The organism is Novosphingobium sp. TK46, assembly GCF_055361525.1.
The window spans coordinates 2,125,326-2,146,971 of sequence record NZ_CM143963.1; the positions used below are offsets into that span (position 1 = coordinate 2,125,326).

At 64.6% G+C, this 21,646-nt stretch carries 16 protein-coding genes; 14 read left to right on the top strand and 2 right to left on the bottom strand.

All coding sequences use genetic code 11. From position 1 onward, the window contains the following. Positions 1-110: 110 nt before the first annotated feature. Positions 111-4,889, top strand: a complete 4,779-nt coding sequence (locus ACXJ1Z_RS10235; RefSeq protein WP_463776449.1) for an NAD-glutamate dehydrogenase — start codon at positions 111-113, stop codon at positions 4,887-4,889. Between the two features lie 17 nt (positions 4,890-4,906). On the opposite strand, the gene ACXJ1Z_RS10240 is transcribed toward ACXJ1Z_RS10235, so the two are convergent. Beyond that, positions 4,907-5,368: an Lrp/AsnC family transcriptional regulator gene (locus ACXJ1Z_RS10240; protein WP_463776451.1), complete on the bottom strand. Its 462-nt coding sequence runs from the start codon at positions 5,366-5,368 to the stop codon at positions 4,907-4,909. A gap of 106 nt (positions 5,369-5,474) precedes the next feature. Between ACXJ1Z_RS10240 and phhA the strand changes: the two genes are divergently transcribed. The 8 genes from phhA to ACXJ1Z_RS10280 all read left to right on the top strand — a co-directional run bounded on the left by phhA (position 5,475) and on the right by ACXJ1Z_RS10280 (position 12,522). Further along, positions 5,475-6,341, top strand: coding sequence for a phenylalanine 4-monooxygenase (phhA, locus tag ACXJ1Z_RS10245; protein ID WP_463776452.1), 867 nt, complete (start codon positions 5,475-5,477; stop codon positions 6,339-6,341). Then, a complete protein-coding gene (hppD, locus tag ACXJ1Z_RS10250; RefSeq protein ID WP_463776453.1) occupies positions 6,338-7,435 on the top strand; it encodes a 4-hydroxyphenylpyruvate dioxygenase in 1,098 nt (365 codons plus the stop codon). The genes phhA and hppD overlap by 4 nt, the downstream gene beginning before the upstream one ends. A gap of 13 nt (positions 7,436-7,448) precedes the next feature. Beyond that, a complete protein-coding gene (locus ACXJ1Z_RS10255) occupies positions 7,449-8,024 on the top strand; it encodes a VOC family protein (protein ID WP_463776454.1) in 576 nt (191 codons plus the stop codon). Next, entirely contained in the window at positions 8,024-8,671 is a 648-nt protein-coding gene (gene maiA, locus ACXJ1Z_RS10260; protein ID WP_463776455.1) for a maleylacetoacetate isomerase, read from the top strand. Before ACXJ1Z_RS10255 ends, maiA begins: the two co-directional genes overlap by 1 nt. Next, positions 8,668-9,675 (top strand): fumarylacetoacetate hydrolase family protein, encoded by a 1,008-nt coding sequence (locus tag ACXJ1Z_RS10265; RefSeq protein ID WP_463776457.1) that lies wholly within the window; start codon positions 8,668-8,670, stop codon positions 9,673-9,675. Before maiA ends, ACXJ1Z_RS10265 begins: the two co-directional genes overlap by 4 nt. A gap of 45 nt (positions 9,676-9,720) precedes the next feature. Next, on the top strand, positions 9,721-11,322 hold the full coding sequence (locus ACXJ1Z_RS10270; protein WP_463776458.1) for a GNAT family N-acetyltransferase: 1,602 nt from the start codon (positions 9,721-9,723) through the stop codon (positions 11,320-11,322). Beyond that, positions 11,319-12,023, top strand: coding sequence for a GntR family transcriptional regulator (locus ACXJ1Z_RS10275; protein ID WP_463776459.1), 705 nt, complete (start codon positions 11,319-11,321; stop codon positions 12,021-12,023). The genes ACXJ1Z_RS10270 and ACXJ1Z_RS10275 overlap by 4 nt, the downstream gene beginning before the upstream one ends. Before the next feature lie 79 nt (positions 12,024-12,102). After that, the gene (locus ACXJ1Z_RS10280) at positions 12,103-12,522 is read left to right on the top strand and encodes a GlcG/HbpS family heme-binding protein (protein ID WP_463776461.1); all 420 of its coding nucleotides are present in this window, start codon (positions 12,103-12,105) and stop codon (positions 12,520-12,522) included. Positions 12,523-12,568: 46 nt separating this feature from the next. Here ACXJ1Z_RS10280 and ACXJ1Z_RS10285 read toward each other — a convergent pair whose 3' ends face one another. Next, a complete protein-coding gene (locus ACXJ1Z_RS10285; protein ID WP_463776462.1) occupies positions 12,569-13,489 on the bottom strand; it encodes an SMP-30/gluconolactonase/LRE family protein in 921 nt (306 codons plus the stop codon). A gap of 98 nt (positions 13,490-13,587) precedes the next feature. On the opposite strand from ACXJ1Z_RS10285, the gene ACXJ1Z_RS10290 reads away from it, so the two are divergent. From ACXJ1Z_RS10290 to glgC, 5 genes are all read left to right on the top strand, one after another. Further along, complete coding sequence (locus ACXJ1Z_RS10290; protein WP_463776463.1) at positions 13,588-14,547, top strand: hydroxyacid dehydrogenase; 960 nt, start codon at positions 13,588-13,590, stop codon at positions 14,545-14,547. A gap of 191 nt (positions 14,548-14,738) precedes the next feature. Next, positions 14,739-15,398: a TetR/AcrR family transcriptional regulator gene (locus tag ACXJ1Z_RS10295; protein ID WP_463776465.1), complete on the top strand. Its 660-nt coding sequence runs from the start codon at positions 14,739-14,741 to the stop codon at positions 15,396-15,398. 392 nt (positions 15,399-15,790) lie between these two features. Next, a complete protein-coding gene (locus tag ACXJ1Z_RS10300) occupies positions 15,791-18,202 on the top strand; it encodes a glycogen/starch/alpha-glucan phosphorylase (RefSeq protein ID WP_463776466.1) in 2,412 nt (803 codons plus the stop codon). Further along, the gene (gene glgB / locus ACXJ1Z_RS10305) at positions 18,199-20,364 is read left to right on the top strand and encodes a 1,4-alpha-glucan branching protein GlgB (RefSeq protein WP_463776467.1); all 2,166 of its coding nucleotides are present in this window, start codon (positions 18,199-18,201) and stop codon (positions 20,362-20,364) included. Before ACXJ1Z_RS10300 ends, glgB begins: the two co-directional genes overlap by 4 nt. 18 nt (positions 20,365-20,382) lie before the next feature. Continuing rightward, entirely contained in the window at positions 20,383-21,645 is a 1,263-nt protein-coding gene (glgC, locus tag ACXJ1Z_RS10310; protein WP_463776468.1) for a glucose-1-phosphate adenylyltransferase, read from the top strand. Position 21,646: the final 1 nt, after the last annotated feature.

Sequence of the window (21,646 nt, forward strand, 5' to 3'; positions counted from 1 at the left end):
TCAGGTTGGAGTGCCTATATGGACGACCGATCAAGCTGGGTGCACATCAGCGGAGCGGACCATGCCAATGGATCGCGGCGGTTGCGCCAGAGTTCCGAGTGGAGAGACAGATGACCGAAGGTAGCAAAGCCGGGACGCGCGGCCGCAAGGCGGCGATCAGCGGCAATCTCGAGGCGCGGATCGCCGATCGCGTTCGTGACTCGTTGCTGCCTGGCGACGGTCCGTTTGAATCTGGCTGGGTCGACTATGCGTCGGCTTTTCTGTTCGCCGCCGCGCGGCAGCGTGAGCCCGGTGATCCGGTGATTGAGTTGTCATCCTCCAGCGATGCTGGCGAGCGCGGCCGCCGCTTCTTGCGCATCGCGCTGGTCAACGACGACATGCCGTTCCTGGTGGATTCCGTGACCGCCGCGATCAGCGCGATGGGCATCGCCATCGACCGGCTGGTCCATCCCGTGGTATCTGTCGTGCGCGATGCCGATGGTGCGATCACCGCCTTGCCGGACGAACTTGCCCAGGATGCGCAAGCAGAATCGATGATCTACATCGAGACTGCGCGTATCGATGCACGCCAGCGCCGCGAGCTTGCCGACGTGCTGGAGGCGACGCTCGCCGATGTCCGCTCGGCCGTCAGCGACTATCCTCGCATGGTCGAGCGATTGCAGGAGGATGCCGCGCGGCTGGAAGGCGGGGCCGGCCTCGACGATCCGGAGGGTGCCGCCTTGCTGCAATGGTTCTCGCAAGGCCATCTTACGCAGCTTGGCCATGTCACCCGCAAGCGCGATGGCGGCCATTCGCAGCTGCTCGGCATCTGCCGCCGCAGCGCGAAAGCGGTTCTGGCCAATGTCAGCTACGAGCGCGCTTTCGGCTTGTTCGACGAGGCTGTGGCCACGGCCGGCTCAGCCGGTTCGGCGCGGGCGCCGATCATCGTCAAGGCCAACCGCCTTGCCACGGTCCATCGCCGCGTCCCGCTGGACCTGTTCCTCGTCCCTGTCGTGCAGGATGGCGCGGTCACCGCGATCTCGGTTCATGCCGGCTTGTGGACCAGCGCCGCGCTCGCCGCCGCGCCGGATCAGATCCCGCGCCTGCGCCGGCAGCTCGCCCGGCTGAGCAAGCGTTTCGATCTCGATCCCAACGGCCACACCGGCAAGGCCTTGCGCCATGCGCTCGGCGCCTTGCCGCACGACTTGCTGGTCAGCTTCAGCGACGAAGATGTCGAGCGTGTGGCCACCACGATGACCAGCCTGGTCGATCGTCCACGGCCACGGCTGTTGCTGGTAGAGGCACCCCTGGCCCGCCATGCGCTCGCGTTCGTCTGGCTGCCGCGCGATCAGCTCTCCTCGCAGATGCGTGGGCGGATCCAGGCCATGATCGAGCAGAGCGACGGTGTTCGTGTGCTGGACTGGTCGGTGCAGGTCGAGGCCGGGACGCTTGCCATGTTGCGCTACGTCATCGACGTGCGAGAGGCGGCCGGCACCCCCGACGAGGCGGAACTGGACCGCCAGCTGCGCGTGCTGCTGCGCGGCTGGGGCGAGGCGGTGGAAGCGGCGCTGGTGGCGCAAGGCGAAGGCTCGCGCGCGGCGGCGGTCACCGCCCGCTACGCCGAGGCGTTTCCGGTGGTCTACCGCAGCGATTACGGCGCGGTGGAAGCCGCGCTCGATATCCGTCATCTGCGTCGTCTGGCCGGAAGCGAAGCCGAGATCGCATCGGGTCCGCATAGCCGGCGGGACGCGCGGCTCTACCGCATGGATAGCGATGGCCCCGAGCGTTTGCGGCTGAAAATCTACCAGAACGAAGGCGCGCTGCCCTTGTCGGACGCGGTGCCGGCACTGGAGAATTTCGGCTTCCGGGTGTTGGAGGAAATTCCTACCGGCCTCGATCGTGGCCGTATGGGGACGATCCACGACTTCCTGGTCGAACTGTCTGCGGGTGAGACGGCGGCGCCGCTTCTGGATCGCAGCGAAGCGATCGAGGCGGCGTTCGCGGCGGTGCTGAACGGCGCGTCGGAGAACGACGTGTTCAATCGCCTGGTCGTATCTGTCGGTCTTGGATCGGATGAAGCCGACTGGCTGCGTGCGTTCTACCGTTATCTGCGCCAGACCGGAGCCACTTACACGATCAACACCGTCGTCGATGCGCTTGGCCGCTCGTCGGACATCACCCGCGCGTTGATCGGCCTGTTTCGCGCGCGGCACGATCCGGCCTTCGCCGGTGATCGCGAGGCGGGCGAGGCCGCGGCGTCCGAGGCGATCCGCACCGGCTTGGCAGGCGTGGCGGCGATCAACGACGATCGCGTGCTGCGCCTGTTCCGCAGCCTGGTCGAAGCGATCCTGCGCACCAATGCCTTCGCACCGGCGGCCGCCGAGGCGCTGGCGTTCAAGGTCGATTCGGCGCTGGTTCCGGGCTTGCCCAAGCCAGTGCCATGGCGTGAGATCTTCGTCTATTCGCGCCGGGTCGAAGGCATCCACTTGCGTGCCGGTCCGATCGCGCGCGGGGGCCTGCGCTGGTCCGACCGACGCGACGACTATCGTACCGAGATCCTGGGCCTGATGAAGGCGCAGCGGGTCAAGAACGCGGTCATCGTGCCGACCGGCGCCAAGGGCGGTTTCTATCCCAAGCTGCTCCCCGATCCGGCCCGCGATCGCGCCGGCTGGGCGGCGGAGGGCCAGGCATCGTACGAGATCTTCATCCGCACGCTGCTGTCGATCACCGACAACATCGTCGACAACGCGGTGGTCCATCCCGAAGGCGTCGTCATCCGCGATGGCGAGGATCCCTACTTCGTGGTGGCGGCGGACAAGGGCACCGCCAAGTTCTCGGACGTCGCCAACGGCATCGCCATCGCCCACGATTTCTGGCTGGACGATGCGTTCGCCAGTGGTGGCTCCAAGGGCTATGACCACAAGGCGATGGGCATCACCGCCAAGGGCGCGTGGCTATCGGTGCAACGCCACTTCCTGGAACAGGGTTTGGACGTTCAGACCGATCCCGTGCGGGTCGTGGGCTGCGGCGATATGTCGGGTGACGTGTTCGGCAACGGCATGTTGCTGTCCAAGTCGATCCGGCTGGTCGCGGCATTCGATCACCGTCACGTCTTCCTCGATCCCGACCCCGATCCAGCGAAAAGCTGGGTGGAGCGCGATCGCCTGTTCAACCTGCCGGTGTCCAGCTGGGACGATTACGACAAGGCGCTGATCTCGAAGGGCGGTGGCGTGTTCGCGCGCTCGATGAAGCAGATCCCGCTCAGTCCCGAGGTGCGTGCGGCGCTGGGCGTTACCGCCACCGAGCTGGAACCCGAAGCCTTGATCAGCGCCATTTTGCAGGCGCAAGTCGATCTGCTGTGGTTCGGCGGTATCGGCACATACGTGAAGTCTTCGGTCGAAAACAACGCGACGGTAGGCGATCCGACCAACGATGCGGTGCGCGTCGACGGGGCCATGTTGCGTGTGAAGGTGGTGGGCGAAGGCGCGAACCTGGGTACCACCCAGGCGGGGCGGATCGAATTCGCCCTGCATGGCGGACGCATCAACACGGATTTCATCGACAACTCGGCCGGGGTCGATTGCTCCGACAACGAGGTCAACATCAAGATCGCGCTTGCGGCTGCCAAGCGGGCGGGCAAGCTCACCGAGGCCAAGCGCGTCACGCTGCTGCGCGAGATGACCGACGAGGTGGCCGAACTGGTTCTGGAGGACAACCGCCTCCAGGCGCTGGCGCTGTCTATCGCCGAGCGGGGCGGCAGCGGGGCGATCCCGTCGTATGCGCGTCTGATCGAAGCGCTGGAGGAAACCGGCAATCTAGACCGCCGGACCGAGGGGCTTGCCGATGGCGAGACGCTGTCGCGCCGGGCGCTCGATCGGCAGGGGCTGACGCGGCCCGAACTGGCGGTGTTGCTTTCCAGCGCCAAGCTGGTGTTGCAGGATGCGATCGAGCACAGCGCGCTGGCAAGCGACCCGAGCATGGAAGGCGTGCTGCTGGCCGCATTCCCCAGCGCCATGCAGGCCAAGTTCGCGAGCTTCATCAAGAGCCATCGTCTGGCCGGCGAGATCGTCGCCACCAAGCTTGCCAATCGCATCGTCAACCGTCTTGGCGTGATCCATCCTTTCGAACTTGCGGAAGAGGAAGGCGCGACCCTGGGGCAGGTCGCGGCTGCCTTCACGCTTGCCGATCGCCTGTTCGGGCTGGAGCCGTTGTGGACGCGGATCGAGGAGACGCCGATGCCGGAAACGGCGCGGCTCGCGTTGTTCGATAAGGTCGCCCATGCCGTGCGCGGACACATGGCCGACCTGCTGCGCGTTGGCGCGGGTCGTCTTGCGCCCACCGTGCTTGCCGAGCGGCTGGACAACGGTATCGCCGCGCTCGTCACCGGGACGCGCGAGTTGCTGGGCGAGAGCGGGCGCGCGCACTCTGGCCGCATCAGCGCGGCGCTGGTGGCCGAAGGCGCGCCGGAAGGCGAGGCGAGCGCGGTCGCACATTTGTACGATCTCGATGGTGCGATCGGGCTGGCGGCCTTGGCGGATCAGACCCGCATCACGCCGCGCCGCCTGGTGGCCGCGTTCACCCGGCTGGGGTCTGCGCTCGGGTTGGACTGGGCACAGATGAGTGCCGCGGTCATGAGCCCGACCGATCCGTGGGAACGCCTGCTCGTCGCCGGCCTGGCGCGCGATTTTCAGCAGATGCGGCTGGAGTTCCTCGCCAGCTTCGCCAAGGGCAAGGCCAACCGCGACGATCCTGTCGCCGCGGTGGAATCCTGGGCCGCCGCGCATGCCACCGCGATTCGCACGTTTCGTGCGATGGTCGACCGGGCCGCTGCGACGGTACCGACCGCGCCGGCGATGCTGGCCCAGATCGCCAGTCAGGCGCGCAACCTGCTGGCCCGCAAACCGGACTGAGGGCGTTCGCCCTGTCGCTAATCCAGCGGCAGGGCGCGACTGCGCTTGATCGTGTCGAGCACGATGATGGATTGCACGTCGCGCACTCCCTTGATCCGGACGATCGACTTTAGCGTTATCTGCCCCAGATGCTCGACATCGCGGGCGATGACATGGAGCAGGTAGTCGCGCTCTCCGGTGACCGCATGGCAGGCGATCACGTAAGGATTGTCGGCGATCGCCTTTTCGAAGCCGGTGATGTTCTCGTCGCTATGCGCGTCGAGATTGACGAGCACATAGGCGTCGAGCGCGAAGCCCAGCTTGCGGGCGTCGAGTATCGCTTCATAGCCACGGATCAGGCCTTCGTCTTCCAGCCGCTTGAGCCGCCTGCTGACGGGGGTCGCCGAAAGGGACGTTCGATCGGCGATCGTGGCGACCGGCATCCTCGCATCCTCCTGCAAGGCGGTGATAATGCTGCGATCGAATGCGTCGAGTTGCATGGATCCACTCATAATTCGGTATTACTTGCGTGTTTCCACTTCCATGACAAGTCTTCCTGCGCAAGTTCGCACGGAACTGATCGCATGACTGTGGCATTATCCTTCCATGCAGACCCCTCGCACTACGACAACGACGAGTGGGCTTCGCGGAGAGTATGACGGCGCTGCGTTCGACTTCACCGTGGCGCAGGACTGGAACAGCTATTCCGACGAGGCCCATGACCGATGGCGCCGGCTCTATGCGCGGCAAAGCGAACTTGCGCGCCGCCATGCCGCGCCGCAGTTCGTCGCGGGTCTGACGAAGCTGGACTGCGCCAATGCCATTCCTCGGTTCGAGGATGCCAACGCGGTACTGGGTGCGGCAACCGGATGGCAACTGGTGGCGGTACCCGGCTTCATCCCTGATGCGGTATTCTTCGACCATCTCGCGCATCGCCGCTTCCCGGTGACCCGCTGGCTGCGCGAGGAATCGGAGGTCGACTACCTCGTCGAGCCCGATATCTTCCATGACTTCTTCGGCCATGTGCCGATGCTGCTGGATCGCCGTGTCGCCGACTTCCTCGAGCTTTACGGCAAGGCGGGGGAGCGAGCGACGGCCATGGGCGCGCTGGATATGCTCGCCCGCGTATATTGGTACACGATCGAGTTCGGCCTGGTTCGCGACGGCGACGATCTGAAGGTACTGGGCGCCGGCATCGTCTCGTCGGCAGGCGAAACCGTCTATGCGGTAAGCGATCCTTCGGTGCTGCGGCTGCCGTTCGATCCCTTGCGGATCATGCGCACCGCCTACTCGATCGACAGCTTCCAGCGGAACTATTTCGTGCTGGATAGCCTCGACCAGTTGATCGACGGCTTGGCGCAGCTGGATTTTGGACCCTTGTACGAACGCTGGCGTGACGAACCGCCGCTACCTGCAGGCATTCCCCTGCCCGGAGAGAACGGGTTCGCAATCACCGGAGAGCATACGGCATGAGCGATCTTTTCGACAATCCCATCGGCCTCGACGGCTTCGAATTCGTTGAATTCTCGGCGCCGCACAAGGGCGTGCTGGAGCCGGTCTTCGCGGCGATGGGCTTCAGCCTAGTCGCGCGGCATCGGTCGAAGGATGTCGAGCTATGGCGCCAGGGCGAGATCAATTTCATCACCAACTACGAGCCGCAGAGCCCTGCGTGGTTCTTCAGCCGAGAGCATGGGCCTAGCGCCTGTGGGATGGGCTTTCGCGTGCATGATGCGCGTGCCGCCTATGCCGAGCTGATCGCCCGTTCTGCCGAGCCGGTGCAGGTCGCGACCGGGCCGATGGAGCTACACCTGCCCGGCATCCGCGGCATCGGCAACTCGATCATCTACCTGATCGACCGCTACGAAAGGGACGGAGAAGGCCTGTCGATCTACGACATCGATTTCGACTACCTGCCCGGCATCGACCGCCATCCGGTGGGCGCGGGCCTCCAGCTGATCGATCACCTGACGCACAACGTCTATGGCGGGCGCATGAAGTTCTGGGCCGACTATTACGAGAAGCTCTTCAACTTTCGCGAGATCCGCTACTTCGACATCAAGGGCGAATACACCGGCCTCACTAGCCGGGCGCTCACCGCACCCGATGGCAAGATCCGCATCCCGCTCAACGAGGAGGCGGACGGTGGAAAAGGCCAGATCGACGAGTTCCTGCGCGCCTTCAATGGCGAGGGAATCCAGCATATCGCGCTGATCTCGGATGATCTCGTGGCGACATGGGACCGGCTGAAGACACTCGGCGTGCCACTGGTGACCGCGCCGCCCGAGACCTATTATGAAATGCTGGATGAGCGCCTGTCCGGCCACGGTGTCGATGCGGGCGAGCTGCAGTCGCGCGGCATCCTGCTCGACGGTACGGTCGAGAATGGCGAGCCGCGCTTGCTGCTGCAGATCTTCGCCGAGGCGCGGGTCGGGCCGGTGTTCTTCGAGTTTATCGAACGGCGCGGCGACGAGGGTTTCGGCAACGGCAACTTCAAGGCGCTGTTCGAAAGCATGGAACGCGATCAGGTGCGCCGCGGCGTGCTCAAGGTCGCCGAGCCGGCCGAATAAGGGAGAGCATTTCATGAGCCTGGCCGACAGCCCACCCGTGCTCGCGGGCATCCACCACGTCGCCTATCGTTGCAAGGACGCCAAGGAGACGGTCGAGTTCTACCGCGACGTGCTGGGCATGGAGTTCAAGCTGGCGATCGCCGAGGATAAGGTACCCTCCACTGGCGCCCCCGACCCCTACATGCACGTCTTCCTCGACGCCGGTGGGGGAAACGTACTCGCCTTCTTTGAGCTGCCCAACGCGGACCGGATGGGTCGTGATGAGGCGACACCCGCCTGGGTGCAGCACATCGCCTTCAAGGTGAACGACTACGATGCCCTGTTGACCGCCAAGGCACGGGTCGAGGCGCGTGGGCTTGATGTCGTGGGGCCGACTCACCACGGCGTTTTCAAGTCGATCTATTTCTTCGATCCCAACGGCCATCGCCTTGAACTGGCTTGGGATTTCGGCACCGACGACCAGATGCAACGGCTGAAGGACGTGGCGGATGACATGCTGGAAGAGTGGTCGCTCACCCGCAAGGCCCCGCGCCACGCCGCCTGGCTGCATGAAAAGATCGCGCAGGAAACCGGCAAGACAGACAGCTGATGCGTCTGCACGGCTACTATCGCAGTTCGACCAGCTACCGGGTCCGCATCGCCCTCAACCTCAAGGGGCTCGCCTACGAGACGGTGCCGGTGGACCTGCTGGCGGCGGAACAACGCAGCGCGTCGTTCCGGGCGATCAACGCTTTTGCCGGTGTTCCCGCCCTCGAGGTGGATGGACGCATCTATGCGCAATCGCTGGCGATCCTCGAATGGCTGGACGAACGCTATGCGCAAAAACCACTTCTGCCTGACGACATCGAAGGGCGCTTCGCCGTGCGCGAGCTTGCCTATGCCATCGCCACCGAACTGCACGCCCCGCTCAACTCGTCGGTGCTCGCCTATCTCGAACAGGACCTGGGCCTAAACAAGGACGCCGTTCGCGCCTGGTACCACCGCTGGCTCGACAAGACCCTGACCGGTGTCGAAAGCCGGTTGGCGCAGCGCGGCGCGGTTGACTTCCTGCGCGACAGGCCCGGCCTGTTCGAAGCCGTGCTCATCCCGCAGCTCTACAATGCGCGGCGGTTCGGCTTCGATCTTGGCATGATGCCGCATATCGCGCGGATCGAGACGGCTTGCCTCGCCCTGCCGTCGTTCACCGCCGCGCTCCCAGAAAATCAGCCCGACGCCCCGAGGAACCCACACGCATGAAGCTCGCCTCGTTGAAGCATGGCCGTGATGGCCGCCTCGTCGTCGTCTCGCGCGACTTGTCCCGTTGCGTCGCCGCGCATGAAGTGGCGCCCACGCTGCAGGCCGCGCTCGACGACTGGGCCGATGCCGAACCGCGCCTGCGCGCCATCGCCGAGCAGCTCGACAACGGGGCCTGGCCGGGCGAGCCGTTCGATCAGGCCGACGCGCATGCGCCGCTGCCGCGCGCCTATCAGTGGGCCGACGGCAGCGCCTATATCAACCACGTCGAGCTGGTGCGAAAAGCACGCAATGCCGAGGTTCCCGACAGCTTCTACAGCGATCCGCTGATGTATCAGGGCGGCTCCGACGCGTTCCTGCCCCCGCGCGATCCGATCCCCTTGCGCGACGAAGCCTGGGGCTGCGACATGGAGGGCGAGATCGCGGTCGTGACCGACGACGTGCCGCTCGGCACCGGCCCCGCCGAGGCGCTCGGCCACATCAAGCTGGTGATGCTGTGCAACGACGTTTCCCTGCGCAACCTGATCCCCGGCGAACTCGCCAAGGGCTTCGGCTTCTTCCAGTCCAAGCCGCCCAGCGCCTTCTCGCCGGTCGCGGTGACGCCGGACGAGTTGGGCGAGGCGTGGCGCGACGCGCGTGTCCACCTGCCGCTGCGGATCGACTACAACGGCCAGCCCTTCGGCCGCGCCGAAGCGGGCGAGGACGCGACGTTCAGCCTCGCCGATCTGGTCGCCCACGCCGCCCGGACGCGCCCGCTGTGCGCCGGCACGATCATCGGATCGGGCACTGTCTCCAACAAGGACGCGGACGGCTCGCCCGGGCGGCCGGTCGGCGAGGGCGGCCTTGGTTACTCCTGCATCGCCGAGATCCGTACGATCGAGACCATCCGCGATGGCAAGCCCGCGACGCCGTTCATGCGCTGGGGCGACTCCGTCGGCATCGAGATGATCGACGCCGAAGGGCGTTCGATCTTCGGGCGTATCGAACAGGACGTCGTGCAAGCCTGATTGGGTACTGGCGTTGCACTGCAGCAATCGCGTAAGTGCAGCGCCATGACCACTTCAAAAGCCAAGCTCCTCATCCGTCAGGCCACTTTGGCGGACGCGCCCGCGATCACGCGCCTGTCCGCCAAGGTCTATGGCCGCCCCGACGCGTTCACGCGTGCCGAGATCCGCGGCCAGATCAACAACTTCCCCGATGGCCAGTTCGTCGCAGAGTACGAGGGCAAGGTCGTCGGCCACTGCGCGACGATGATCGTCAGCTCGGAACTGGCGTTCAAGCCGCACACATGGGAGGAGATCAGCGGCGGCGGCTATGGCCGTCCAGTCACCGCCGACGGCGACGTCCTTTATGGCTTCGAGGTCTGCGTCGACCCCGACTTCCGCCGCCTGCGCATCGGCCAGCGTCTCTATCGCAAACGCCGCGAGCTGTGCCAGGACTTCGAACTGAAGGGCATCGCCTTCGCCGGTCGCATGCCCGGATATGCCCGCCGCCGCCGCAGCTATCCTGATCCCGCCGCCTATATCGAGGCGGTGAAGGCCAAGAAGGTCCGTGATCAGGTGGTCGAGTTCCAGATGAGCGAGGGCTACGAACCGCGCGGCATCCTGCCCGAATACATCCCCGCCGACCACGAGAGCGCCGGCTTCGCGGTGCTGATGTACTGGACCAACCCGCTCGCCCCGCGTGACATGGGCAATGCCGCGCCCGGCATGAAGGAGCGCCTGCCCTCGTCGGTGCGCGTCGCGACGGTCCAGTTCCAGATGCGCAAGATCGACACCATCGACCAGTTCGAGGAGCAGGTCGAATACTGGATCGATGTGGCCTCGGACTACGAGGCCGACTTCGTGCTGTTCCCCGAACTGTTCACGCTGGAACTGCTCTCGATCGAGCAGACCAAGCTGGAGCCGGCGGCCGCCATCGCCAAGATCGCCGAGTACACACCGCGCTTCACCGCCTTCATGGAAAAGATGGCGGTCAGCTATAACATCAACATCATCGGCGGCTCGCACCCGACGCGGGTCGGCAAGGAGATCCGCAACATCAGTTCGGTCTTCCTGCGCGATGGTTCGACCCACACGCAGGAAAAGCTGCACCCGACGCCGTCGGAGCGGCGCTGGTGGAACATCCAGGGCGGCGTCGGCGCCAGCGTGATCCCCACCGATTGCGGGCCGATCGGGGTGATGATCTGCTACGACAGCGAGTTCCCCGAGATGGCGCGCCACCTCGTCAACCAGGGCGCGCTGCTGCTGTTCGTGCCGTTCTGCACCGATGAGCGTCGCGGCTATCTGCGGGTGCGCTATTGCGCCCAGGCGCGCGCGGTGGAGAACCAGTGCTACGTCGTCACCTCGGGCGTGGTCGGCAACCTGCCCAACGTCGAGAACATGGACATCCACTATGCCGAGAGCGCGATCCTGACGCCTTCGGACTTCCCCTTCGCGCGCGACGGCATCGCGGCGGAGACGGCGCCCAACACTGAGACGATCGCCATCGCCGACCTCAGCCTCGATGCGCTGCTGACGGCGCGGCAATCGGGCGCGGTGCAGAACCTGCGCGATCGGCGCTTCGATCTGTATCGCGTGGACTGGCGTCAGGTCGGCTCGCCGCCCCCGGCTGGCGGGGGCTCGGCGGGTGGCGGCAGCGGGGCGCACGGGTGATCAAGGATCCGTCCACCGTCGCCAGCCAGCGCGTTGCCGACATCCTGGCCGAGCGCATCCTCTCGGGCGATCTCGCGCCCGGATCGCGCATCAAGCAGGACGAGCTGGCCGACGAACTGCGCACGAGCCGCATCCCGGTGCGCGATGCCTTGCGGATGCTGGAGGCGCGCGGCCTCGTCACCATGCGCGCCAACGCCGGTGCCCGAGTGACCGAGCTGACCACGCGCGACCTCGTCATCTCCTACGAAATCCGCGAGCGCATCGAGCCGCTGTTGCTCGCCGAAAGCGCGCCGCATCTCACGCCCGAGGACTTCGCCGACTTACGCGACGTGATCGCGCGCAACGAGGTCTGCACCGATATCGACGAGGCGATCGCGCTTGGCCGCGAGTTTCACTGGATCACCTATCGCCGCCACGCGACCCCCTTGTTGGCGCAGATCGTCGAGCGGGTGTGGGATACGACCCAGAGCTATCGCCGCGCCTACCTCAAGCTGCGCATGGGCAGCGGCAACCGCACCCACGATACCGAGCACCAGACGATGTACGACGCTTTGGTCAATGGTGACGTCGAGGTGGCGCAAGCGGTGCTGGTGCTGCACATCCGCCGCACCCGCCAGGGGTTGGTCCGTCACGGCCACCTGCTCGCCAGCGGCACTGGAGAGGTGGCGTTGCACGGCGGACTCGCCACCGCCGCCGAGTAGTCAGCGTATACATTCGGTGTTGCTTGGGCCGGTAGCTCGGGGCTAGGTTGCGGCATATCTTGAAGAAGGAAGTCCTCGCATGATCAGCCTCGACCAGGCCCGCACCGTCATCGCCGCCACGCGTATCAAGGGTCGCGAAATGGGATTGAACCCGCTGACCGTGGTGGTGCTCGACGCCGGGGGGCACCTGGTGGCGATGGAGCGCGAGGATGGCTCGGCCTATGGCCGCCCTGATGTGGCGGGCGGCAAGGCGGCAGGTGCGCTGGCCATGGGCGTGTCCAGCCGCAAGCTGGGTGACATGGCGGCGGAGCGTCCGCAGTTCATGGCGGCGCTGTCGGTCGCCTGGGCGGGCAAGCTGATCCCGGCGGCAGGTGGCGTGCTGATCAAGGACGGCGAGGGCAAGCTGCTTGGCGCAGTGGGCGTCAGCGGCGATCTTTCGGACAAGGACGAGGAAGCGGCGTTCGCAGGTGTCGCAGCCGCGGGACTGACCGCCAGCTGATCCGACGCATCGTCGACCCGGGTCAGGCCCGGGTCGACGGGGCAAGTCAGACCGAAGCCGCGTAGATCTCCCGGCCTGCCACCGGCATCGGCGCTTGATAGATGGTCCCGGTCGCCGACTCGGTGAAATACAGCGTCTTGTTGTCCAGCCCGCCATAGCAGGCGTTGGTGGTGTAGCGGCCTTCGGGAACGTCGATCCGCAGCATTGGCTCGCCCCGGTTGCTGAACAGCCAGACTGCGCCGAAGCCGACATGGCACACGGCCAGGTTGTCGTCCTCGTCGATCGCCACGCCGTCAGGCCCGTTGCCGCCCGACATCTGGATGAAGGTGCCGACCTTGCTCACCACCGCGCCGTCCATCAGCAGCGGCACCCGCCAGATCGCGTTGGCGCGGGTGACGGCGAGATACACCGCGGTCTCGGCCTTGTTCAGCACCAGACCGTTGGGGCTGGGAATGCCGTCGAGCAGCAGTTCCAGCTGGCCGGTGCCGGCCTTGACGCGGAACAGCCGCCCGTTGGGATTGTGCCAGCCCGACTGGCCCTGGTCGGTGAAGTAGATGTCGCCGTTCTTCGCGATGGTCAGGTCGTTGCAGCCCAGGAACGGCTCGAGCAGATAGCGTTCGAACCAGTAGTCCCATTTGCCCGTCGCCGGATCGCAGATGACCATGCCCTTGTGATGATCGGCAACGAGGATGCGCCCGTCGGCCAGGAACTTCATCCCGTTGGGCTGGCCGTCGTATTCGAAGCCCACCTCGCATTCGCCCTCCGGGCTGATCTTGAACAGGCGACCCCAGGGAATGTCGGTGACCCACAGGTTGCCGGCCTTGTCGAACACCGGGCCTTCGAGGAACGCCGGCGCCGGCGCGCCATAGAGCTGGACCTTCGCCCATTCCGACATCTCGTGTCGGCGGAACTTGTCGGGAATGCGGCAGAACGGTTCGGCCATGATGGCGGGCGGGGCGGCGAACATCGGTCTCTCCTAGGCGTCACGTTTGCGCGACACCTAAACCCGGTTGACCTTCCGGCAAAGTGCTTTCAGGAGCGATGGTATACATCAGGAGGATCAGCTTGAGCATCGGCGAACTCGTCACCATCATCGATCCGATCCACCCTGCTGGCGTCGTGGCGCTGGAGGCCAGCGGCCATACGCTGATCCGGGGGGAGAACTGGAGCGACGATCCGCGACTGCCGGACACCACCGTTATCCTGATCCGCACCAGCCCGTTGGGCGAGGATATCTTCGGCTCGATGGCCCGGCTCAAAGCGATTGTGAAGCATGGCGCCGGGGTGGACAACATCGCCATCCCCGCAGCCTCCGCCAAAGGCGTGCTGGTCGCCAACACGCCGGGCGGCAACAACTCCACCGCCGTCGCCGAAGGGGCGGTGGCGATGATGCTGGGGTTGCTGCGGCAAGTGCGCGAGATGGATGCGTTGGTGCGCGAGAACCGCTGGGACGAGCGTTGGGGCATTCGCCTGGGTGATCTCAGCGGTGCCAGGGTCGGTCTGATCGGCTTCGGCCGCATCGCCCGCCATGTCGCGACGATCTGCGGTGCCGGATTCGGGGCCGAAGTCGCGGCCTACGATCCGATGGTGCCTCACGCGGACATGCGCGCGGCCGGGGTAGAGTCGCTGCCGCTGGCGCAAATCCTCAGCCGCGACGTGATCTCGATCCACACCCCGCTGACCGAAGGCACGCGCAACCTGATCGGGGCAGGCGAACTGGCGCAGATGCATTCCAAGGCGATCATCGTGAACTGCTCACGCGGGGGCATCATCGACGAGGTCGCGCTGGTCGCGGCGCTGCAGGCACGCAGCATCGGCGGTGCCGGGATCGACGTGTTCACGGACGAGCCGCCGCCTGCCGACCACCCGTTGTTCAGCTTGCCCAACGCGCTGCTCTCGCCGCATGTCGCCGGCGTGACTGAAGCGGGCATGAAGGATATGGCGCTGCACTGCGCAAGGGTGATCGACATGGTTCATCGCGGTGAAATGCCACCGACGCTGCTGAATGGCGCTGCATTGCGGTGACGGTGGCGGGTGATCGCCTATGTCAAGGCCAGGATCCCACTTTGGGAAATCGGTGCAAGGGCACTGGCCGATTGGCCGTAATATGATAATATAAATAACTGAAGCCAACGAAATCAAGGTCCAAGGGCGCAGCGGATGAGGCGCGTAATGCGTTGCCCGCCGCGCCTGAACACGTTGGCGGGGAGTATGTGATGGAAACGTTGGCGCTTAGCGAAAACAAGTCGAGCGTGTTGCGTACGCGTGGAAGGCCGACAACCGAGATCGTCGCGCAGATCGATCGCGAAATCATCGACACCGCGCGTGAACAGTTTTTCGAGCATGGTTATGCCGGCACGTCGATGGCGATGATCGTCAAGGCCGCAGGCGTCTCGAAGACCACCCTCTACGCGCGCTACGCCACGAAGATGGAACTGTTTCAGGCCACTGTGCTGCAGACGGTCGATCAGTTGACCAATCTCGCCCTGCACAGCGAGAATCGCAAGGTTCAGTCGCTCGCAGACGGCCTGTTCGCTTTCGGTGATACTGCGATGCGGACCTGCCTGGCGCCACTATGGGCGAACTACGAGCGATTGGCTTATGCCGAGGGGCTGCAATTTCCCGAGCTGGCCGATGCGGTTGCCAACCGGGTGTCCAAAGGGATCGAGACGATCAGCGGCTTCATCGCCGATTGCGCCGAGCGTGATGGCATCCCGTGCCGCAATCCCCACGCCATCGCCACCGTCTATATCATGGCCGTGCGAGGCTATCATGCCTCCGCGATCCTGCGCGCGGGCGAACCGAGCATCGAAGATCGCACCGCATGGGTGCGCGATTTGGTCGACAAGCTTATACCCGGGCGATCGTACTGGTAGGCGGCAAACCGCTCTGCCGGCGAGCCAGGCGTGTCATTGCGATGCCGGGTCGGTAAGTCGCGGCCAAGGGCGACTTGCGGCTTGTGATTCCGTCTGGCGCCTATCGACAAAGGATGTCGGGCGATCAAGCCGACTGGCTGTGTCATCGTAGGCTGATGCCTCCGCAACCGGCCAGCATCGTGGCGCGACTGTAACGAAGAAACACCCTTCAACCTCTTGAAGCCGGTTTTTTCTGCTGCATCGCACAATCGGCTTGCCGCAACTGCGAGCCGCGCATAGCCAGACAGGGCAGGACGATCAGGAATCGCGTGCAACCGTGTGGTTTGGCGCCATCGTCCGACCGCGCGCGAGCGTCGATCCGGACGGCATTTGTGCAACAGGGGAAGTTGATCTTGGCTACCAGGAATGCCGCCGCATCGGAAACAGACGCCCTCATCGTCGACATCTTGCGCCATCGCATCGGCAAGGACGAGCGCGCCGCCAAGCTGTACGACTGGTACAAGGCGTCGATCCTGGCGTTGCGTGACGATATCATCGACCGTTGGATCGAATCGACCAGGCGCACTTACGAGCAGGGCGGCAAGCGGGTCTACTACCTGTCGATGGAGTTCTTGATCGGTCGGCTGCTGCGCGATGCGCTGTCCAACATGGGCCTGACCGAGGAAATGCGCCAAGCGCTGGAAGCGCATGGCCTCGACCTTGCCGAGATCGAGGAACTCGAGCCCGACGCGGCGCTGGGCAATGGCGGCCTGGGCCGGCTCGCAGCGTGCTTCATGGAAAGCCTCGCGACGCTCGACATCCCGGCCTATGGCTACGGCATCCGCTATGTGAACGGCATGTTCCGCCAGCGTATCGACGACGGTGTGCAGATAGAATTGCCCGAGACCTGGCTCGCGCATGGCAACCCCTGGGAGTTCGAGCGGGTCGAAAGCACCTATCGCATCGGTTTTGGCGGCGAGGCGGTGGCGCAGGGCGATGCCGTCGTCTGGCATCCGGCCGAAGAAGTCGAGGCGACCGCGATCGATACGCCGGTCGTGGGGTGGCGCGGCAAGCGGGTGAATACGCTGCGGTTGTGGACCGCCAATGCGCTCGATCCGCTGAAGCTGGATGCGTTCAACGCCGGGGACCATGCCGGCGCGCTGGCCGATCAGGTGCGCGCGGATTCGCTGGTACGGGTGCTATACCCGGCCGATTCGCACAAGGCGGGGCAAGAACTTCGCCTGCGTCAGGAGTACTTCTTCTCCGCCGCCTCGATCCAGGACATCGTGCGGCGCCATGTCCAGTACGAAGGCGACATCCGGACCTTGCCCGACAAGGCGGCCATCCAGCTGAACGACACCCACCCGGCGGTATCGGTCGCCGAACTGATGCGGCTGCTGGTCGACCTGCATGGCATCGAATTCGGAGAGGCATGGGCGATCACCCAGCGCACGTTCTCCTACACCAATCACACACTCCTGCCCGAGGCGCTTGAAAGCTGGCCGCTGCCGCTGTTCGAACGGCTGCTGCCGCGGCACATGCAGATCATCTATGCAATCAACAGCCGGGTCTTGCTCGAGGCGCGTAAAGCGGGGTTCGACGACGCGGGCATCGCCAACATCTCGCTGATCGACGAAGGCGGCGAGCGTCGCGTGCGCATGGCGAACCTAGCGTTCACCGGGGGGCACTCGGTAAACGGTGTCGCGGCGCTGCATACCGAACTGATGAAGCAGACCGTCTTTTCAGACCTTCACAAGCTTTACCCCACGCGCATCAACAACAAGACCAACGGCGTCACGCCGCGCCGCTGGCTGCAGCAATGCAACCCTGGGCTGACCGCCGTGATCCAGGACGCGATCGGTCCGGCCTTCCTGGACGACGCCGCGAAGCTGAGCGACCTCAAGCCACTCGCCGCCGACGCGGCGTTGGGGGACAAGGTGATGGCGGTAAAGCGCGCCAACAAGGTCGCGCTGGCCAACCACATCAAGCAGACCATGGGTATCCGCCTCGATCCCGACGCGATGTTCGACGTGCAGATCAAGCGCATCCATGAATACAAGCGCCAGCTGCTCAACCTGGTGGAGACCGTCGCCCTTTACGACCAGATCCGCAGTCACCCCGAGCGCGACTGGGTGCCTCGGGTCAAGATCTTCGGCGGCAAGGCGGCGCCGAGCTACCACAACGCCAAGCTTATCATCAAACTGACCAATGACATCGCCAGACGGATCAATGCCGATCCTTCCGTCGGCGGGCTGCTCAAGGTGGTGTTCATCCCCAATTACAACGTCAGCCTGGCCGAACGGATCATTCCGGCCGCCGACTTGTCCGAACAGATCTCGACCGCCGGGATGGAGGCGTCCGGCACCGGCAACATGAAATTCGCGATGAACGGCGCCCTGACGATCGGCACGCTCGACGGCGCCAACATCGAGATCAAGGACCGGGTGGGCGACGACAACATCTTCATCTTCGGTCTAACCGCCGACGAAGTCGCGACGCGACGCGCCGATGGCTACAATCCGCGCGCGATCATCGAAGGGTCGCTCGAACTTAGCCAGGCGATCGCCGCGATCGCGACGGGCGTATTTTCGCACGACGATCCCGATCGTTACCGCGATCTGATGAACGGCATCATGGACAGCGACTGGTTCATGCTGGCGGCCGATTTCGATGCTTACGCCCAGGCGCAACGCAGCGTGGATACCTGCTGGGAGGATCGGGCGCGCTGGCGCACGGCGGCGATACGGAACATCGCCAACGTCGGCTGGTTCTCCTCTGACCGAACGATAGCCGAGTATGCGAAAGACATTTGGAACGTGATGTGACGCCACCGCAGAGCGCTATCGACGCGTTATTCGAAGGAACCCACTCGGACCCGTTTTCGCTGCTGGGGGTGCATGAAGGGCCCGCAGGAACCCTGCTGCGGGCGATGCTGCCGGGAGCGGAGGAGGTCGAAGCCTTCACCCTGGATGGCACCGCGCTGGGGCCGATGGACAAGGTCGATCCGCGCGGTCTGTTCGAAGGACGCTTCCTCGGCTCACGAGAGCCGATCCTCTATCGTTGCAACGCCGGCGGAAACGATTGGCTGGTGACCGATCCCTACAGCTTCGGCCCGGTGCTGGGCCCGCTCGACGATCTGCTTATCGCGCAGGGCACGCATTTTCGCCTGTTCGACAAGCTGGGGGCGCACCTGATCGAGCACGAAGGTGCGCCGGGCGTCCATTTCGCGGTCTGGGCGCCGGGCGCGCGGCAAGTCAGCCTTGTCGGCGATTTCAACGACTGGGATCCCAGGCGCTATCCGATGCGGCATCGCCAGGATATCGGCGTGTGGGAGATTTTCATTCCGGATATCGGTGAGTATCGCGCCTACAAGTATCATGTGGTCGCCGCGGATGGGACGGTCCAACCGCTCAAGGCCGATCCCTTCGCCTTCGCCAGCGAACTTCGTCCCGCCACTGCATCCGTCACCGCCGCTCCGACGAAGAAGGACTGGGGCGATGCGGCCCATCGCAATCACTGGGCCTCCGTCGATCCCCGGCGCGTGCCGATCTCGATCTATGAGGTCCACCCCGGATCGTGGCAGCGCGATCGCTTCGGCTGGTTTCTCAACTGGGACGAGCTGGCCGACCAGCTGATCCCGTACGTCGTCGAAATGGGCTTTACCCATATCGAGTTCATGCCGATCTCGGAGCATCCCTACGATCCTTCATGGGGCTACCAGACGACCGGCTTGTTCGCCCCGTCCGCACGGTTCGGTGAGCCGGCTGGTTTTGCTCGCTTCGTAGATGGTGCGCATCGCGCCGGCATCGGAGTGCTGGTGGATTGGGTGCCCGCGCATTTTCCCACCGATCAGCACGGGCTGGTCCGCTTCGATGGGACGGCGTTGTACGAGCATGAGGATCCCCGGCTGGGCTTCCATCCCGACTGGAACACGCTGATCTACAATTTCGGACGGCGTGAAGTGGCCAGCTTCCTGGTCAACAATGCGCTGTTCTGGGCAGAGCAGTATCACGTCGACGGTCTGCGTGTGGATGCAGTCGCATCGATGCTGTACCGTGACTATTCGCGCAAACCGGGCGAGTGGATTCCCAATGCCGATGGTGGGCGTGAGAACTGGGAAGCGGTCGACTTCCTGCGCGCGGTCAACCGCGCGGTCTATGGCTCGCATCCCGGTTTCGTGACCATCGCCGAGGAATCAACCGCATGGCCGGGCGTCACCAGCCCTGCACACGAGGAGGCATCGCGTTCGAACCTGGGTTTCGGGTTCAAGTGGAACATGGGGTTCATGAACGACACGCTGCGCTACATGGCGCGTGACCCGATCCACCGCCGCCACCATCATGACGATATCACCTTCGGGCTCGTCTATGCGTTCACCGAGAACTACGTGCTGCCGCTCAGCCACGACGAAGTGGTCCACGGAAAAGGCTCATTGCTCAGCAAGATGGCGGGCGACGATTGGCAAAAGTTCGCGAACCTTCGCGCCTACTACGCGTTGATGTGGGGTTATCCGGGCAAGAAGCTGCTGTTCATGGGACAGGAGTTCGCCCAGCGAAGGGAGTGGAGCGAGGATCGTGCGCTCGATTGGAACCTGCGAGAGGCGCCCAGCCATGAGGGCGTTCGCAATCTCGTCCGCGACCTCAACTGGCTGTATCGTGAGAAAGCGCCGCTGCATGGGCGCGATTGCGAAAGCGATGGCTTCTCGTGGCTGATCGCGGATGACTCCGAAAATTCGGTATTCGCGTGGCTGCGCACCGCAGCCCTTGGCAAGCCGGTGGCGGTCGTCAGCAACATGACGCCGACGCTGCTGACAGGCTATCGCCTGCCCTTGCCGCATGATGGTGACTGGCGCGAAGTGCTCAACACGGACTCGCCGCATTATGGCGGCAGCGGTCAGGGAAATCTCGGATGGATCGAAGCCAAGGGTGGCGCGGCGATCGTGACCTTGCCGCCCCTGTCGACGGTCTGGTTCGAATATGCAGGTTAAAGCAGGAGAGCGTCGGGCATGAACAGACCATCGGGCCAGCCCCTCGCACGTGACGCGATGGCCTATGTCCTTGCCGGAGGGCGCGGCAGCCGGCTTCATGAACTGACAGACAATCGGGCCAAGCCGGCGGTCTATTTCGGCGGCAAGGCGCGGATCATCGACTTCGCGCTGTCAAACGCGATCAACTCGGGCATCCGCCGCATCGGCGTGGCGACGCAGTACAAGGCGCATAGTCTCATCCGGCACATGCAGCGCGCCTGGAACTTCATGCGACCGGAACGCAACGAAAGCTTCGATATCCTGCCCGCCAGCCAGCGCGTGTCGGAAACGCAGTGGTATGAAGGGACCGCCGACGCAGTCTATCAGAACATCGACATCATCGCGGCGCATGCGCCCAAATACATGGTGATCCTGGCCGGCGATCACATTTACAAGATGGATTACGAGTTGATGCTGCGTCAGCACGTCGACTCCGGCGCCGACGTCACCGTCGGCTGTCTGGTCGTCCCGCGGATGGAAGCGGTGGCGTTCGGCGTCATGCATGTCGATGAGACCGATCGCATCACCGCGTTCTTCGAAAAGCCCGCCGATCCCCCCGGGATTCCTGGTGAGCCGGACATGGCCCTTGCCTCGATGGGCATCTATGTCTTCGACACCCAGTTCCTGTTCGATCAGTTGCGCCGCGATGCGGCCGATCCGACATCGCAGCGCGACTTTGGCGGCGATATCATTCCGTACCTCGTAAAGCACGGCAAAGCGCAGGCGCACCGTTTCACCGCGAGCTGCATCCGCGCGGCCGACGAGATGGAAGAGTACTGGCGCGATGTCGGCACGATCGACGCCTACTTCGACGCCAACCTCGACCTCACGGACACTACGCCCAAGCTCGACCTGTACGATCGCGACTGGCCGATCTGGTCGGACGCCGTCGTCGCCGCGCCGGCCAAGTTCGTCCACGATGAGGAGGGGCGTCGCGGCAGCGCAATCTGTTCGCTGATCTCGAACGACTGCATCGTCTCGGGCGCCACGGCGCGGCGCTCGCTGTTGATGACGGGCGTGAAGATGGGCAGCTTCGCCAGCGTCAACAATGCGGTGATCCTGCCTTACTGCAATATCGGCCGGGGGGCGCAACTCGATCGCGTGATCATCGATTCGGGGGTTCGGATTCCCGAAGGGCTGGTCGTCGGCGCCGACCCGGTGCTCGATGCCAAACGGTTCCGGCGAAGTGGGAACGGCGTGTGCCTGATCACCAAGCCGATGATCGATCGACTGACGGACTGAC

What these genes read in the sequence shown, in the direction of transcription:
- ACXJ1Z_RS10235 (WP_463776449.1), top strand. Translation starts at nt 111, where the DNA reads ATGACCGAAGGTAGCAAAGCCGGGACGCGCGGCCGCAAGGCGGCGATC.
- ACXJ1Z_RS10240 (WP_463776451.1), bottom strand. Translation starts at nt 5,368, where the DNA reads ATGCAACTCGACGCATTCGATCGCAGCATTATCACCGCCTTGCAGGAG.
- phhA (WP_463776452.1), top strand. Translation starts at nt 5,475, where the DNA reads ATGCAGACCCCTCGCACTACGACAACGACGAGTGGGCTTCGCGGAGAG.
- hppD (WP_463776453.1), top strand. Translation starts at nt 6,338, where the DNA reads ATGAGCGATCTTTTCGACAATCCCATCGGCCTCGACGGCTTCGAATTC.
- ACXJ1Z_RS10255 (WP_463776454.1), top strand. Translation starts at nt 7,449, where the DNA reads ATGAGCCTGGCCGACAGCCCACCCGTGCTCGCGGGCATCCACCACGTC.
- maiA (WP_463776455.1), top strand. Translation starts at nt 8,024, where the DNA reads ATGCGTCTGCACGGCTACTATCGCAGTTCGACCAGCTACCGGGTCCGC.
- ACXJ1Z_RS10265 (WP_463776457.1), top strand. Translation starts at nt 8,668, where the DNA reads ATGAAGCTCGCCTCGTTGAAGCATGGCCGTGATGGCCGCCTCGTCGTC.
- ACXJ1Z_RS10270 (WP_463776458.1), top strand. Translation starts at nt 9,721, where the DNA reads ATGACCACTTCAAAAGCCAAGCTCCTCATCCGTCAGGCCACTTTGGCG.
- ACXJ1Z_RS10280 (WP_463776461.1), top strand. Translation starts at nt 12,103, where the DNA reads ATGATCAGCCTCGACCAGGCCCGCACCGTCATCGCCGCCACGCGTATC.
- ACXJ1Z_RS10285 (WP_463776462.1), bottom strand. Translation starts at nt 13,489, where the DNA reads ATGTTCGCCGCCCCGCCCGCCATCATGGCCGAACCGTTCTGCCGCATT.
- ACXJ1Z_RS10295 (WP_463776465.1), top strand. Translation starts at nt 14,739, where the DNA reads ATGGAAACGTTGGCGCTTAGCGAAAACAAGTCGAGCGTGTTGCGTACG.
- glgC (WP_463776468.1), top strand. Translation starts at nt 20,383, where the DNA reads ATGAACAGACCATCGGGCCAGCCCCTCGCACGTGACGCGATGGCCTAT.